The sequence below is a fragment of the uncultured Vagococcus sp. genome (assembly GCF_963518325.1).
Taxonomy (GTDB): Bacteria; Bacillota; Bacilli; order Lactobacillales; family Vagococcaceae; genus Vagococcus_D.
Genome location: NZ_CAUQJB010000031.1, coordinates 19506 through 34869 on the forward strand (window position 1 = coordinate 19506; position 15364 = coordinate 34869).

Genomic DNA, 15364 nt, shown 5'->3' on the forward strand with positions numbered 1-15364 from the left:
ATCTTCTTTATTAGTTACGGTATTTTTCCATAATTGCCTGATTCACGCAAGGTGGAACAAAACTTGAAACATCTCCGTGAAATTTAGCGATTTCTTTAATAATACTAGAACTAACATTACTATATTTTTCATCTGCCAACAAGAAAACCGTCTCGACTTTTTCATTCAGTTTAGTATTCATAAAGGCTATATTCTTTTCGTATTCATAATCAGTAATATTACGGATGCCTCGAATCAAAAATTTTGCTCCCAGTTTATCGGCAATATCGACGGTTAAGCCCTCACTTTGAGCCATGATGCGGACATTTGCTAACCCTTCTGTAGCAGTTTCAGCTAAGGCCACTTTTTCTTCAATCGTAAACAAGCCTTTTTTTGTCGTATTGGTAAAGATCCCCACAATCACTTCATCAAATAATTGAGCTCCTCGCTCAACAGTATTCAAATGGCCGCTAGTAAACGGGTCAAAACTTCCTGGAAATAATGCTATTTTTTTCATGCCACTCTACCTTTCATAAATGACGACTTCAGTGCCACCATAATTTTGACGTTTCCAAAGGCTTAACCCTGTTATTTCATCTGGCAAAGCCACCTTCTTATCCGTTTCGCAAATCAGCATGGCCTCCTCATTAATCAAACCCAGAGCTAACATTTTTTCAATCTGAGCGATGATTTCTTGATTGGCATAAGGGGGATCCAGAAAGATATAATCAAAAGACTGCCCTTCGCTGGCTAAACGCTCTAAAACTCGATTCGCCTCTCCTTTAATCACCGTGAACTTCTCAGGCTCCTTGGTGATTCCGATATTCTCTTTTATCACGGTAATAGCCTGATAACTTTTGTCCACACAAACAGCATGTTGACAACCACGAGAGACGGCTTCTATGGCAAGTCCACCACTGCCTGCAAATAAATCTAACACCTGTCCGCCGTCAAAAAAAGGGCCTATGCGGTTAAACATCGATTCCTTGACTTTATCCGTTGTTGGTCGGGTATTATCCCCCGGTAAGGACTTTAGACGTCGCCCGCCATATTCTCCCGATACTACTCTCATTCCGCACACAACTTTCTCCTAAGATTTACTTGCTACTTGATATAAATTCTGTTATTAAATTGATTGAGAGTTTCTACTATTACGACAGATCTCTCTATTAAAGATGACGTCTATATTATACCAATATTATTGAAATTTTATACGAAAAAAGCATGAAATTTCTCACTAACTTATGATTTTTTCATCAAGTTAGTGAGAATGATTCATGCTTAAAGCTCTTCCACCAAAGTAATCGTCGCAGACAATTCTTCAATTTCAAAGCCATCATCTTCTTTTAAGGCCTCATCTGTGCCGACACGCTTACCAAAATCCATTTCAATATCTGGTCGGTAAGAGCGTTCCACACTTCGCACAAAATGTAATTTATCTAAGGCTTCAAAGTTTTTTTCCACCTCAATCTCATCCATGTAAATAATCACATATTTCATTTTTCGTGACACATGAGCGATCGTCCCATAACGCTTTAAAACTTTTAATTGGCGTAGGCTATACACCCAAACAACCAATGATCGTCTGGGCACCATAGTAAATGTTAAACCTTTTTCTGTTATATTATCCGACACTGCAACTACCTCCGCATCCTTTATCAGCAAACTCGAAAAACGGATTGCCGGCATCTATCTTAATATCCTTCGAGACGCTCTGAGCAATGCCATAAGTCACTCGATCCAAGACTTCCTGCAACTCCCGTTCGCTGACGCGAAAGGCTGACACATGTTCATCCATATCAAGCTGCCGTTTTTCCTGTCGTAATTTACGGCGTTTTTCCGTATAGTCAGGCGCATATTTACCATATGCTTCAATTCGTTCATAGGCTTCACGGGCTTTAATAAATTCCCGCTCTTTGACTTTCGTTTCTGGATCAGTTTCAATCGAAAAACGATTGTGCAGGTGTTCTGCTGCCTGTGGACTACTAACAATTTTTTGACATAACTCTAACACACAATCTTCTATTTCAAAGACTTCTTCTGTATAAATCACTTAGTATCCTCTCCTCACAAAGGTTAGTCGAAAACAGTTATCCCTGTCAGTCATGTCCTTACTGACTCATTGATGCCTCAACACTTTCTGCTACAGTTGAATTGCTTTCCACGTCCTTGGAGGTGTTCTGTGTTTCAACTGGTCGTTCAGAAAAGACAAAGAGGACTGCATCTCGATAAAAGGCTATGCCAACTTCACGGTCTTTTTTATGGGTGAATTGGGATTGGCTTAATGCCTCGCTGTACCACGTCATCATTAAAAATGGTACGTCATAACTTGGCGTATAAAGTATCCCATGAAGATCTTTGGCATTCATCCCATCAGCTTCCAACACTTTTGTAAATTCATCGGATGTTAATCTAAAGGGCTGGTTGAACTCATAACGGTTCTCATGAGCCTGCCACTCGGTTAAGCGTTCTTTGGTTAGGATCTTAGCCGGGTCATTCATAAACCGCGTCAAGGCTTTCTGGGTCGCTTCTGTTAAGTCTTTCGGATAATCGTAAGGCTCATATTTCCCACGTTGCCGTAAAATAGTCAAAATTGATTGAAGCTGACGTTGGCTGTCTGAATTAACCAGTTGCCAATCCGTCTGCTCATCAACGACTTTTTCGGTCAATTCGCCTTCATTTAATTGATAGGGCATCAAACGCAATAAGGTCGATTTGTTAAGGTATCTGACACCTATTAGTTTACCTGTTTCTTGGGTTAAATGCAAAATCGCAAAACTACCGTTATCAAATGCCACCAAAGGACGGTAATTCATGTCTTCTTCACTTAACTCAATTCGATAGTTAACACCTTTTTTATCAAAATCAAAGTTGGGATAAATCGTGGTAATTTCTGAAATATCCGACAAATTCATGCCAACCTCAAAGGGATCATTGAGTTGCTCATCCCCTAAGGCAAAGATCGACGCAATCTTATTATTTTTTACGGCTACTTGCAAATAATCGTGTTCATTCTCACCTAAAATCCACCAGTCATAACCCAAAGCTGTCTGTTGAATTTCAATGGGTTCTCCGTAAACCTTAGTAAATTCTTCAGTCGGTTGATCGATGTATTGAGCGAAGCCCGTCGCCTTCAATTCCCCATAAGGAAAAGACGTGTGCGAGACTGTCACATCCGTCTTTTCTTCTGTTGAAACTGGTGTTACATTTTCTTCTTTTGGAAAAATAACAGGGAGGGCATACGCAATCATCATGAAACCAAGGAACAACAATATAAATTGACCAAAACGTTTCATAGAAGCCCTCCTTTCACTTATGGGTCCGGTATCCGCTATTGCTAAATGCTAAAGCATTAAGCATAGAGGTCCTCCTTTTACTAATGATCCACCGATGAAGTTATTTGGCTGCCATTTCAACTAGTAAATCACCTGATAAAATTGGTTCACCATTTTCCACGTGAATGGTCATGACGGTTCCTTCAAATGGTGCTTGAATGGTTGTCTCCATCTTCATCGCTTCTGTCACTAAGAGTGGGTCACCCTTTTGAACTTTGTCACCTTTTTTAACTAAGACTTCTAAGACAGATCCTGACATGGTTGCGCCAACATGCTCACGTTTGGTCGGTTCTGCTTTTTGTTTCAAGGTTACAAGTGACTTGATATTGCTGTCTTTAACAATGATCTCACGACGTTGTCCGTTAAAGGTGAAGAATAAGATTCGTTTACCTTCAAGGTTTGGTTCGCCGATTTGATCAAGGGTAATAATCAAGGTCTTGCCTTTTTCAATTTCCAAATGGACAGTCTCATTCGGACGCATGCCATAGAAAAATGTTGGCGTGTCAAGTAAGGTTACATTGCCAAATTCGTTATGCATTTTCGTGTAATCCAAGAAAACTTGTGGGTACATTAAGTAACTCAAGACATCTTCATGGGTTGGTTCTGTTCCAATCAATGCAGCTAATTCAGCTTTAACATCCTCAAAATTAACTGGATCTGCTAAAGACCCTGGTCGAACTTCGATCGATGGTTTACCTTTTAAGACTAGTGCTTTTAATTTTTCAGGGAAACCGCCAGTTGGTTGTCCTAAATCACCTTTGAACAAGCTAACAACTGATTCAGGGAAGTTTAAGTCATCGCCTTTTTCATAAACATCTTCTTCTGTCAGTTCGTTTTGAACCATAAATAACGCCATGTCTCCCACTACTTTTGATGAAGGTGTCACTTTCACGATATCACCAAACATTTGGTTAACCGTTGCATACATTTTCTTAACGTCTTCCCACTTCTCACCTAGGCCAACTGCTTTCGCTTGTTGTTGTAGGTTAGAATATTGACCACCAGGCATCTCATGAGAATAAACTTCAGTTTGTGGAGCACTAATGCCATTTTCAAATGAATGATAAAAGGCACGAACACTTTCCCAGTAATGATTTAACTTTTGAACGTTGTCAATGTTAATATCCGGTGTTCGTTCCCCGTTGACCAACGCATAATACAAACTACTGATACTTGGCTGGCTAGTAGAACTACTCATGGCACTGATGGCAACGTCGACAATATCAACTCCAGCTTTCGTCGCTGCGGAATAGGTGATAATGCCATTTCCGCTAGTATCATGGGTATGTAAGTGAATCGGCACATCAACCGTTGCTTTTAATTCACTGATTAAACGATAGGCTGCTTGTGGTTTTAACAACCCTGCCATGTCTTTGATGGCAATAATATGAGCCCCTAAACTTTGTAATTCCAAGGCCATATCTTTGTAGTACTGAACGTTATACTTGGCGCGACTTGGGTCGTTGATGTCACCTGTGTAACAAATTGCCGCTTCCGCTATTTTACCCGAATCACGAACGTACTGAATGCTTTTCTCCATTTGAGGTAACCAGTTTAAGCTGTCAAAAATACGGAAAACGTCAATTCCCTGACGGGCAGATTCTTTAATAAATTCTTCAATCACATTGTCAGAGTAGTTTTGATACCCGACAGCATTTGAACCGCGGAATAGCATTTGTAGTAAGGTATTTGGCATTTTCTCACGCAATTTACGGAGACGCACCCATGGATCCTCACTTAGGAAACGGTAGGCTACATCAAAGGTGGCCCCGCCCCACATTTCACTTGAAAACAGCTCCGGAATGGCTTCTTCCGTATAACGAGCTATCTTGTTAATATCGCGTGTTCTGACACGGGTGGCTAGTAGACTTTGGTGAGCGTCACGGAAAGTAGTATCCGTCAAAAGGACATTTTCCTGGCGTTCGATCCATTTGACTACACCATCAGCGCCTTCAGAATCAAGGATATTTTTAGCGGTAATCAATTCTTTTTTTACTAGATCTGTTGGTAACTTAGGTTTATCAAAAAACTGTTTAACTTCTTTACCGACACCTGGGAAACCATTAACCGTCACTTCACCAATATATTTCAGTGTTTTATTCCCAGCATCTCGTAATTCAGGGAAATCAAATAACTCAGGCGTATTGTCAATAAAAGTGGTCTCTGCTTGTCCAGACTTAAAGCGCGGGTGATTAATCACGTTGAACAAGAACGCAACATTGGTTTTTACACCACGAATTCTAAATTCTTTTAAGGCACGGTTCATCCGATTGACACTCTTTTCAAAATCTGTTCCAAAGGTACAGACTTTAACTAACAATGAGTCAAAATAAGGCGTGACGCTTGATCCTACATACGCATTACCAATATCCAAACGAACTCCTAAACCACCTGGTGAACGGTAAGTATCAATGGTCCCTGTATCTGGCATAAAGTCGTTTAATGGGTCCTCTGTTGTAATCCGACACTGTATTGCCGTTCCTCTTAATTGAATATCTTGTTGTTGCGGAATCATAATGTCTTTATGGATATCTTGACCATCAGCAATTAAAATTTGGCTGACAACGATGTCAATGTCCGTGACTAACTCAGTAATCGTATGCTCTACTTGAACCCGTGGGTTAACTTCAATAAAATAGAAATTATCCCCTTCGACTAAAAACTCAACTGTCCCAGCATTGATATAACCAACATGTTTCATCAATTGAACTGCCGCTCCGCAAATTCGTTCACGAAACGCATCTGTCATAGCGACACAGGGAGCCACTTCCACTACTTTTTGATGGCGTCGTTGAACCGAACAGTCCCGTTCAAATAAATGAATGACGTTTCCGTGAGTATCACCTAATATCTGTACTTCAATATGCTTAGGGTCAGATATGTATTTTTCTACATAAACTTCGTCACTACCAAAAGCCGCTTTCGCTTCACTTTTGGCACGTTCATATCCATCTTTTGCCTCTGCCGCAGAGTGAGCCACCCGCATCCCGCGACCCCCACCACCTAGAGCAGCTTTAATCATCACCGGATATCCAAATTCATCACCAAAAGCTAAGACTTCATCGACTGATGAGACAGGGCCATCTGTACCAGGTATCGATGAAATACCTGCTGCAATAGCCGCTTCTTTGGCTTTGATTTTATCACCAAAAATATCTAAATGGTGGGTTGATGGGCCGATAAAAATAATGCCCTCTTCTTCACAACGTTTCGCAAACTGTAAATTCTCAGATAAAAAACCATATCCAGGATGAATAGCGTCGGCTCCCGAATCCTTCGCTATAGCCAAAATCCCTTCGATATCTAAATAAGCATCAATTGGTTTTTTGCCTTTGCCTACTTGATAGGCTTCATCTGCTTTAAAGCGATGCATTGACCCTTCATCTTCTTCGGCATAAATACCGACTGTGCGAATGTTTAATTCTGTACACGCACGAAAAACACGAATGGCTATCTCGCCACGATTTGCTACTAAGACTTTTTCCATACTAGTTCCCACCTTTTCTTCATTTACATTAATCTATTGGCAATTGGACCAGATCAGCCTGTTGTTGCAGCTGCAGTTGATGCCGTTTGCGCAATTCATCAGCACGAATATTGAGTACAAAACCGACGCTGATGGATAAAGTTAACAAACTTGATCCTCCTTGACTTAAGAAGGGGAATGTCACTCCTGTTAGTGGGATAATCCCGGTAATCCCACCAACGTTTACAAATGTTTGAATTAGCAGCATGCCGCCAATCCCAATACACATCAAGGAATTAAAAGGGGTTGAGGCACGAATGCCTACCATGATAATTCGCAAGATTAAAAATAATAATAAACATAATAAAAGAATAGCTACAATTAAGCCTAGTTCTTCAATTACGATTGAAAACATAAAATCAGAATGAGCTTCTGGCAAGAAGCCTTTTTTCTGGATACTGTTACCTAAGCCTTGACCGAACCAACCACCATGATAAATCGCATAATACGAGTTTACCATTTGATGTCCACTACTATAGACAAAATCAAAGGGGTTTTTAAAGGAGGCAAAGCGGTCATAAACATGACTAAAACTGCCTGGGTACCAGCTTTTTGGAATCAAGCCAATTAACTCAATGCCGATGACACTTAACGCAATTCCGCCACCGCCAATTACTAGAGAATAGACGTAACTCACGCCACTTGCTAGAACCATTACTAGTAAAATCAGGACCAATATGGCGGCTCCCCCTGTATCGGGTTGGATCAAGACTAATCCAATTAAAAAGCCAACTAATAATAAGGGTCTTAAAGTGGCTTCTTTAAAATCTTTGACGATTCCTTCTTGGCGCCTAGCAAAAATATAAGCCAAGTACCAAATAATCATTATTTTTAAAAATTCCGCCGGTTGTATCCCGACTGGTCCAACATATAACCAACCGTATGCACCGTTTATTTCAGTCCCAATCAGCCGTGTTAAGATTAATAGGGATCCGATAACCGATATGGCAAACATGATAAACTGTTTGTTTTGATAGACACTTGTTTTCATTTTATAAATCAACCAGATTGCAATTAAGCCGAGAAGTAAAAAGGCGGCCTGTTTTGCGCCGTCTTCCCACCAGTTATCACCTTGTACCAACAATCGATAAGAACTGGCACTGAATGACATAATTACTCCAGTTACTGATAAAATTAAATAGGGGATTAAAATCCCATAATCCATGTAAAATATTTTTTTAGTTTTCTTGGCCAATGCTTCCTGACCTCCTACTCCGCATTACTTTCCTTTTGTTCATCATAGACATCATTGTAAACTTGGTTTAATTCTTGCTCAAGTTCGGCTAAAATCTTATGACCTTCTTTAGAGCTCATGATGCCTAATCGAACTGCGTAGTCTACTTGCCTAGAAAAGCCGTACATTTGTGTATCAACTACTTCCTCAAAAGCTTTACATTGAGCGATACATAAGTGATTACGCTGATTACTAATTAATTGTCTAATCTTTTTCGCATCTTGATCCAAAACATCAATCGCGAACTTTTTTGAGATTTCTGTCTCCATGTTTGGCCCTCCTATCTAATTCACTTATTATAGCACAATTTGCCACTTTTTTAATAGCGTAGACCACACTTTTAACGGAAATTACTCCCAATTCATTCGTCTTCTAAGGAATTTTCTTCTTTTTTCAGATGAAAAACAAGGGATTTTCCAAAGAAAACTTTCGCGATTGGCTTTTCTCTAAAAATGAGAGTATAAAAAAACTCCAGAAGGATTCCTTCCAGAGTTCAACTTAATCAAAATTATTTAGCAGTTGCTAAACGTTTGTTAACTTCATCCCAGTTAACCACATTCCAGAAAGCTTTGATGTAGTCAGGACGAACGTTACTATATTTTTTATAGTAGGCATGTTCCCATACATCTAGCCCTAAGATAGGTGTTTTACCATCTGTTAGTGGAGAATCTTGGTTGGCAGTTGAAGTGATTTCAAGTTTGCCATTATTAACAACTAACCACGCCCAACCTGAACCAAAACGGCCAGTTGCTGCTGCAGCAAATTGTTCTTTAAATGCATCAAAGCTACCAAAAGCTTCATCGATTGCTGTTTTAACGTCTCCTGTTGGTTCGCCACCAGCATTTGGAGCCATAATTTCCCAAAAGAAAGTATGATTAGCATGTCCGCCACCGTTGTTTTGAACTGCCGTACGAATATCTTCAGGTACATTAGCTAAGTCTGCTACTAATTCTTCTACTGACTTGCTGCCTAATTCAGGATGTTTTTCAATCGCTGCATTCAGGTTTGTCACGTATGTGTTGTGATGCTTATCGTGATGCAAGTGCATTGTTTCCACATCAACATGTGGTTCTAAAGCGTCATATGCATAAGGTAATTCTGGTAAAGTGTAAGTCATTCTAATACCTCCAATAGATTGTGTGTTGTTAATCTCAACACCTTTACTGTATCACTATTCAAAACCATAATCAAAGGAAATGCTTACTTTTTTCGTCAGTTTTTCTCTTCTTGTATTTCTTGATCAAAAAGATTACAATGACGAAGATGAGGAAAAGGAGCTTTTTGTCTCTTTTTACCTAACTAGTCAAATTCTATGGTGTCTGATTGACCCATATAAAGGAGAAAACATGAGTTTATTTCAATTATTTAAATCGGCCTTTGTGCAGCCACAGAATCTGCTAGCTGCCAAGGACAAATCATTTCCAAAAACCTTTCTGTATTTGTTGCTGCTAAGTATTGTGATGTTTATTCCAGTCGGAATCGAAATTATCAATGTTGTCGAGACTGTCCAAGAAGATTTAAAGGCCATTACTGATCAGTTACCTGAGTTCAACATTGCCAATGATCAGTTGGTGACTGATCAAAAAGAGGCCGGCTTTATCTATCAAACGGATTATCTGATTTTCACCTTCGATCCAGATGGAAAACGAGAACCCAGCGACTTGCAAAATGATTTAATCGGTAACGTTATGGGTGTTGGCCTATTAAAAGATCAATTTGTTTTTACAATGACAGATGAAAATCTGTTAACGTCTCTTGTACCTTCGACCTTAATGAAAATTCCTTATAAAAATATTGACAGCCGTTTACTAACGAAAGAGTGGTTAACAAGTACTGCTCAATCATCCGGTAGTATCAGTCGTCTGATTAGCCTTTCTTTTTTAGTTGCCCTTTTACCGATTGCATTTGACTTTTTGCTTAATATTGTCATGATCAGTTTAATGGCCAACATCTTTAATCGAATGCGTCGTGGCTCGATGCGTTTTTCAGAAACCTTTAAGATCGTCAGTTTTTCTGCCACTATCCCAGTTATTTTGACGGCATTAGCCGTGGTGGTCTTTCCTACTTTTAACGCTAATTATCTTTTGATGGTTCTGACTTTCTTTATTTACATAAGGGTTATTAGGCCAACTTTACCTGATCCTACTCGAAAAGAATAACAAAAAAATAGTCAGACCTACTGGCTATTTTTTTTGTCTAAAACACTATCATTTCAAACTGTCCGCGATTTTGTTACAATTGAATCAATGAGTCTATTATCCCTAAATTATTAACTGTTCAACATTTAGCGATACGTGACCCTGTACATAACACAAGGAGGAGTTCCATGAGTCAACCAATTATTTTATTAATGCGAACTATTTCAGATGATTATTTACAAACTTTAAAAAAAGCAGCCCAAGGTTATCAATTGGTGACTGCCGAAGAGTCAGCCACAATCAACTTAGATGATGTGGAAATTATCATCAGCTGGCGAGACGACTTGGGTAACAAAATTTTAGCTTCCCCAACTAGCCAATTAAAATGGGTTCAAGTCTATTCAGCAGGAGTGGACGACTTACCTTTGGATAAGCTGAAAGAAAAAAAGATTCTCTTATCTAACGCTAGCGGAGTTCACGGAATTCCTATTAGCGAAACTGTTATTGGTATGTTGCTTAGTCATTATCGTGGATTGCACTTGGCTTCGATAAATCAACTAGACAATAAATGGGACAATCGAATTAAAGTCACTGAGCTTAACGGCCAGTCACTACTAATTGTCGGCACAGGGGCAATTGGCCGACAACTTGCAAAAGTAGCCACTGTCCTTGGGGTGAACGTCTATGGACTCAACCGTTCTGGTTATCCCCTAGATGATTTTATCGAGACATACCCTCAAGCAGATATTGACCGAGTCTTACCTGAAATGGATATTGTGATTAACATCTTGCCTCTGACGTCAGAGACTCACTATTTTTATGATACTGATCGTTTCCAGTTAATGAAAGATGGGGTCGTTTTTATTAATGTGGGTCGCGGACCATCGGTCAATACTGCGTCCTTGATTGAAGCCTGTCAATCAGGAAAAGTTGGTTTTGCTGGTATCGATGTCTTTGAAGAGGAGCCCTTGCCTGTTGATAACCCTCTTTGGCAGATGGAGAATGTCCTAATCACTCCTCATATCTCTGGCAAAACGACTCAATACAATGCTCGTTTCTTTGATATTCTTATGGATAACCTTCAGGAATACCTCAAAAGGGGACAATTAGTTAGAAATCAAGTGCAAATTGATCAAGGTTATTAACATTCAGGTCAAAAAAATAGACAGCAAACCTTTGGGTTTGGTGTCTATTTCATCTATAGAGATTAATTATGTGACAGAAGATTCTCATGGTTAATCGTCTTCCGTGTAAAAATAAGTTGGTTCATCTTTTTTTTCATCGTAGTCAACTAATAGATCATGACCATGGAAAAACCAATCATCTGATTCCTCAGCGAAATAATTAATCCCACCTTCAGCCACACTGCCTAATAATTCACGATGAGGTTCTGTCACTTCCATTCCTGTTGTAAAACCTGCATGAACATTCGTCGCACCACCGTATTTACCAAAGAAACGGACATTGTCGCCAGTTTCTAATTCTAACTCTTCAGTAAACCACTTTTGTGCTTTCGGAGAAACTGTAATTTTCATAAAATAACCCGCTTTCCTTTTTGATACTTTATTTTAGCACAAAAAGAGAAAAATATCGGTCATTTTGCTTTCAGCAACCTGTTGGCTATATTAATTGCGGCAGTGCCTCTTAAGTTATTAGGGAAAACACTCTGGACAACTCTTCTTTGCTGAGACTTTCGAAAGTTAAAAAATTTGTTTACTGCATCTTCTCATCTAAGCGATCCACGTCTTCATCGGCCCCAATTAAAAGCAAGCAATCATTTTTCAAGACTAGTTCTTCTGCAAGTGGCGAAATAATTAGTCGCTCGCCCCGTCGAATTGCCACAATGTTTAAACCAAATTTTTGACGAAAGTTTAACTCCAATAAATTTTTGTCAAAAAATTTCGGATTAGTGACTTTCACTTCTGCTAGCGAATATTCATCTGATAATTCTAAATAATCCAGAATATTTTTTGATACAAGGTTGTGTGCCACCTTAATTCCCATATCTCGTTCTGGATGAACCACTCGATCCGCCCCAATTTTATAGAGGACTTTTGCGTGATACTCATTTTGAGCTTTCGCCGTTACATTTGGCACGCCCATTTCCTTGGCCATTAACGTGACTAAAATACTCGCTTGAATGTCTTCACCTATGGCAATAATCACATGATCAAAGTTACGCAATCCAAGAGAGCGCAATGTCATCTCATCAATGGCATTAGCTACAACTGCATGAGTAGCAATATTCATATACTCATTGATCCGATCTTCATCCCGATCAATCGCTAATACTTCTTGTCCAGATTCAATTAGTGTTTCACAGAGACTGCCACCAAAACGCCCAAGACCTATAATTGCAAAGTTTTGCTTCATCTTCTTGCTCCATTTCTCCATCTTCTAATTGACCTTCTTAACTCACAATGCCGTGCTTAAAGGCATAAATTGCCGCTTGCGTACGATCTTCCACATCTAATTTAGACAAAATATTAGACACGTGGGTTTTAACCGTTTTAAGTGTGATAAACAATTCATCTGCAATTTCTTGATTGCTTTTACCTTCGGAAATTAATAATAATATTTCATTTTCTCGATTAGTTAAATCCTCATGCAAAACAGGTTCGTTTTTACGCGTCATCCGTTCCATCATTTTGCCTGTTACTTCTGGTTCTAAAACTGTTTCTCCACGGAAAGTGGCACGAATAGCGTTGGCAATTTCACCAGCTGTCGATGTTTTGAGCAAATAACCAGCCGCTCCAGCTTCAATGGCCGGATAAACTTTCTCGTCATCAATAAAACTAGTGACAATAATTATTTTAGCTTCTTTCCAATCAGTCAGAATGGCTTTGGTTGATTCAATGCCATCCATAACATCCATAACTAGGTCCATTAAAATAATATCTGGTTTTAATTCCAAGGCCTTCTCATAGCCAATTTTCCCATTTTCAGCCTCACCGATTACTTCAATATCATCTTGAATCGCTAAATATGAAGACACGCCTAATCTTACCATCTCGTGGTCATCTACAAGTAATACTTTAATCACCCTTCACACTCTCCTTTATCTTATTGGTCCGATGTCCCTTGTTTCTACGCATTAAAAATGCTAGAACAACAGCTCTCCTTTATCTTATTGGTCCGATGTCCCTTGTTTCTTGGTTGCTTCCCTTAATTTTTATCACCGATGTATGCCGATTTATTAGGGTTCGTTTTCTTCTAATGCTGTGTTAACGGTTATCGTTTCATTCGATTCGTCAATCATGTTTAAGACGGGAACACGAATTTCGACACTAGTTCCTTTGCCTTTAAAACTAATGATGCGGCAGGAGCCTCCCATGCCTGTTACACGCTCTTTAATATTGTTTAAGCCATAACTCCCCACTCGACCTTCATCGACATCAAAACCGACGCCATCGTCTATCATTCGCAACATCATATTTTGGTCAACTCGTTTTAGAAAGACTTCTAACGAACTGGCTTTTGCATGACGTAAGGTGTTAGAAAGCAGTTCCTGAACAATCCTAAATAAATGATCTTCAACACCACTTGGCAGTGTGACATCTTCAATTTCCCAGGTCATATCTATTTGTATTTTAGTTTGCAATTCTCTTAATAACTGTTCGACGCCTTTTTGTAGTGTTTTCCCTTCAAGAGTAATCGGGCGTAAATGCAATAGCAGCGCCCGCATCTCTGATTGAGAGGCATTGATGATTGAACCAACCATATCCAGTTGTTTTTGAAATACATCAGGGGACTCTTTTTTTACAGCTTCTTCCTGTAAAGCTGACAACATCATTGCTGCCGCAAACAATTGCTGACTGACAGAATCGTGGAGCTCACGAGCTAATCGGTGACGCTCTTCACGCAGAATTTGTTCCTTGGATTCACCATCCACCATTTGTGGTCTGCTAGTTAAAATTTGTAACTCTTTAGACATCGTTCGCATATTATCATGGACCTTTGTTAAGTCCTTATCGATATCGGTAATATAAGGATCATCTTCTGAAGCTCGAATGCCTTTTAAAAATAAATTGCTGTCATAGTTGCCAGTTGCTAATAAACGGATTTTCTCTTCAATTTTACCATACTGTGCCCGTCTTACGAAATAAACGGTCAAAATAACAATAAAACTAACCATTAAAGAAATCACAAAAATATAAACAATAAAGGGAATATGAAAGATTTTTGCTTCAATCAATTCCAATAACCAACGCTCTTTTCGTTGGGCATAAAAATAAGCATACAATGTCAATACCAAAATAATATTAGTAAACATAAATGTGTAAACAAAAAGTAAAGGTCGGGTCAGTCGAGACATCATATACGAATCACCTCAACATCTCCCATAAACGTGCTAGTCACAATCTTCAATCGACGGCTGTTGCCATCATAATCATCGCTATAAATTTTTAATGATTCATTTTTAACTCGGAAAAACTCATCTTCAAAGATGACATTCCCCAATAAGGTGGAATGTTCCAAGACAATGCCAATGCCAACAGGAACAAGGACACGAGTTCTCCCAAAACCTTTGCGAATCATGATAACGTTGTCTGTCTTTGGTAAAAGGGTATTCCCTAAGTCAATAATCGTATCGCCTGAAATAATCGTGAAATTAATATCATCCCACTCATAGACACTGCTACCAATTCGCTGATTGCCAATCCACGGTCGTTTAAAACGGCGACCATTTTTAGGATCACTTTCGGCAGTTTCAACCATTACCATGTGTTTCTTGCGCCAAGGTGCGCTATCAAACAATGCCACCCCTGATACTTCGACGCCTTTTAGCCCAATAAAAATCACTGCAAATACCATCATTATCCAAATAAGCGGGCTGCTTATTAATAAACAGAGAATAATAACAGCAACACTGACAATCATTTGGAATTGATTAAAGGATGTCTTGACCTCTCTTTTCAGAGCATAAACCAAATTTACAAGTGCAAAAAGAACTATTGCGATCGCTCCAGGATTTTGAATCAGCTGATATGCTGTTAATATTAATAATAATGCTTCCACTACGATGAAAAATTTCCATGAGCTTCTCATTTTTTTCGCTCCAATCTCAAAATAATTTCTCCCCCTATTATACCGATGAAATATCTTTTTCGGGAGTAGCTTTAGAAGGACTATGACCTACGACTTTAGTCTG

General features: G+C 39.2%; 16 protein-coding genes. 2 read left to right on the forward strand and 14 right to left on the reverse strand.

The features are described 5' to 3' along the window. Window positions 1-10: 10 nt before the first annotated feature. The 9 genes from coaD to RWN13_RS18955 all read right to left on the reverse strand — a co-directional run bounded on the left by coaD (window position 11) and on the right by RWN13_RS18955 (window position 9191). Window positions 11-496: a pantetheine-phosphate adenylyltransferase gene (gene coaD, locus RWN13_RS18915; protein ID WP_314066873.1), complete on the reverse strand. Its 486-nt coding sequence runs from the start codon at window positions 494-496 to the stop codon at window positions 11-13. A 6-nt stretch (window positions 497-502) separates the two neighbouring features. Beyond that, entirely contained in the window at window positions 503-1051 is a 549-nt protein-coding gene (gene rsmD, locus RWN13_RS18920) for a 16S rRNA (guanine(966)-N(2))-methyltransferase RsmD (RefSeq protein WP_314066947.1), read from the reverse strand. Between the two features lie 209 nt (window positions 1052-1260). Continuing rightward, entirely contained in the window at window positions 1261-1575 is a 315-nt protein-coding gene (locus RWN13_RS18925) for a YlbG family protein (protein ID WP_314066949.1), read from the reverse strand. A 28-nt stretch (window positions 1576-1603) separates the two neighbouring features. Beyond that, a complete protein-coding gene (locus RWN13_RS18930) occupies window positions 1604-2032 on the reverse strand; it encodes a YlbF family regulator (RefSeq protein WP_314066875.1) in 429 nt (142 codons plus the stop codon). A 58-nt stretch (window positions 2033-2090) separates the two neighbouring features. Continuing rightward, on the reverse strand, window positions 2091-3275 hold the full coding sequence (locus RWN13_RS18935) for a CAP-associated domain-containing protein (RefSeq protein ID WP_314066878.1): 1185 nt from the start codon (window positions 3273-3275) through the stop codon (window positions 2091-2093). 100 nt (window positions 3276-3375) lie between these two features. Then, complete coding sequence (locus RWN13_RS18940) at window positions 3376-6801, reverse strand: pyruvate carboxylase (protein ID WP_314066881.1); 3426 nt, start codon at window positions 6799-6801, stop codon at window positions 3376-3378. A gap of 28 nt (window positions 6802-6829) precedes the next feature. Then, entirely contained in the window at window positions 6830-8035 is a 1206-nt protein-coding gene (locus RWN13_RS18945) for an FtsW/RodA/SpoVE family cell cycle protein (RefSeq protein WP_314066884.1), read from the reverse strand. A 14-nt stretch (window positions 8036-8049) separates the two neighbouring features. After that, complete coding sequence (locus RWN13_RS18950; protein ID WP_314066887.1) at window positions 8050-8343, reverse strand: YlaN family protein; 294 nt, start codon at window positions 8341-8343, stop codon at window positions 8050-8052. Between the two features lie 239 nt (window positions 8344-8582). Continuing rightward, window positions 8583-9191, reverse strand: a complete 609-nt coding sequence (locus RWN13_RS18955) for a superoxide dismutase (RefSeq protein ID WP_314066888.1) — start codon at window positions 9189-9191, stop codon at window positions 8583-8585. Window positions 9192-9420: 229 nt separating this feature from the next. On the opposite strand from RWN13_RS18955, the gene RWN13_RS18960 reads away from it, so the two are divergent. Together RWN13_RS18960 and RWN13_RS18965 are read left to right on the forward strand one after the other, a co-directional pair. Beyond that, window positions 9421-10233 carry a DUF1189 domain-containing protein gene (locus RWN13_RS18960; RefSeq protein WP_314066889.1) on the forward strand — a complete coding sequence of 271 codons (813 nt, stop codon included), beginning with the start codon at window positions 9421-9423 and terminating at the stop codon, window positions 10231-10233. Window positions 10234-10400: 167 nt separating this feature from the next. Then, window positions 10401-11357 carry a phosphoglycerate dehydrogenase gene (locus tag RWN13_RS18965; protein ID WP_314066892.1) on the forward strand — a complete coding sequence of 319 codons (957 nt, stop codon included), beginning with the start codon at window positions 10401-10403 and terminating at the stop codon, window positions 11355-11357. Window positions 11358-11447: 90 nt separating this feature from the next. Here RWN13_RS18965 and RWN13_RS18970 read toward each other — a convergent pair whose 3' ends face one another. From RWN13_RS18970 to liaF, 5 genes are all read right to left on the reverse strand, one after another. Then, window positions 11448-11747, reverse strand: a complete 300-nt coding sequence (locus RWN13_RS18970) for a hypothetical protein (protein WP_314066894.1) — start codon at window positions 11745-11747, stop codon at window positions 11448-11450. 178 nt (window positions 11748-11925) lie between these two features. Continuing rightward, window positions 11926-12585 (reverse strand): TrkA family potassium uptake protein, encoded by a 660-nt coding sequence (locus tag RWN13_RS18975; RefSeq protein WP_314066897.1) that lies wholly within the window; start codon window positions 12583-12585, stop codon window positions 11926-11928. A gap of 37 nt (window positions 12586-12622) precedes the next feature. Beyond that, complete coding sequence (locus tag RWN13_RS18980; protein WP_314066899.1) at window positions 12623-13255, reverse strand: response regulator transcription factor; 633 nt, start codon at window positions 13253-13255, stop codon at window positions 12623-12625. A gap of 153 nt (window positions 13256-13408) precedes the next feature. After that, window positions 13409-14530, reverse strand: coding sequence for a sensor histidine kinase (locus RWN13_RS18985; RefSeq protein WP_314066901.1), 1122 nt, complete (start codon window positions 14528-14530; stop codon window positions 13409-13411). Then, on the reverse strand, window positions 14527-15261 hold the full coding sequence (gene liaF, locus RWN13_RS18990; protein ID WP_314066904.1) for a cell wall-active antibiotics response protein LiaF: 735 nt from the start codon (window positions 15259-15261) through the stop codon (window positions 14527-14529). Before liaF ends, RWN13_RS18985 begins: the two co-directional genes overlap by 4 nt. Between the last annotated feature and the right edge of the window lie 103 nt (window positions 15262-15364).

Bases quoted from the DNA above. Each gene is read 5' to 3' on its own strand.
- coaD (WP_314066873.1), bottom strand. From the start codon at position 496: ATGAAAAAAATAGCATTATTTCCAGGAAGTTTTGACCCGTTTACTAGC.
- rsmD (WP_314066947.1), bottom strand. From the start codon at position 1,051: ATGAGAGTAGTATCGGGAGAATATGGCGGGCGACGTCTAAAGTCCTTA.
- RWN13_RS18925 (WP_314066949.1), bottom strand. From the start codon at position 1,575: ATGGTGCCCAGACGATCATTGGTTGTTTGGGTGTATAGCCTACGCCAA.
- RWN13_RS18935 (WP_314066878.1), bottom strand. From the start codon at position 3,275: ATGAAACGTTTTGGTCAATTTATATTGTTGTTCCTTGGTTTCATGATG.
- RWN13_RS18940 (WP_314066881.1), bottom strand. From the start codon at position 6,801: ATGGAAAAAGTCTTAGTAGCAAATCGTGGCGAGATAGCCATTCGTGTT.
- RWN13_RS18950 (WP_314066887.1), bottom strand. From the start codon at position 8,343: ATGGAGACAGAAATCTCAAAAAAGTTCGCGATTGATGTTTTGGATCAA.
- RWN13_RS18955 (WP_314066888.1), bottom strand. From the start codon at position 9,191: ATGACTTACACTTTACCAGAATTACCTTATGCATATGACGCTTTAGAA.
- RWN13_RS18960 (WP_314066889.1), top strand. From the start codon at position 9,421: ATGAGTTTATTTCAATTATTTAAATCGGCCTTTGTGCAGCCACAGAAT.
- RWN13_RS18965 (WP_314066892.1), top strand. From the start codon at position 10,401: ATGAGTCAACCAATTATTTTATTAATGCGAACTATTTCAGATGATTAT.
- RWN13_RS18970 (WP_314066894.1), bottom strand. From the start codon at position 11,747: ATGAAAATTACAGTTTCTCCGAAAGCACAAAAGTGGTTTACTGAAGAG.
- RWN13_RS18975 (WP_314066897.1), bottom strand. From the start codon at position 12,585: ATGAAGCAAAACTTTGCAATTATAGGTCTTGGGCGTTTTGGTGGCAGT.
- RWN13_RS18985 (WP_314066901.1), bottom strand. From the start codon at position 14,530: ATGATGTCTCGACTGACCCGACCTTTACTTTTTGTTTACACATTTATG.
- liaF (WP_314066904.1), bottom strand. From the start codon at position 15,261: ATGAGAAGCTCATGGAAATTTTTCATCGTAGTGGAAGCATTATTATTA.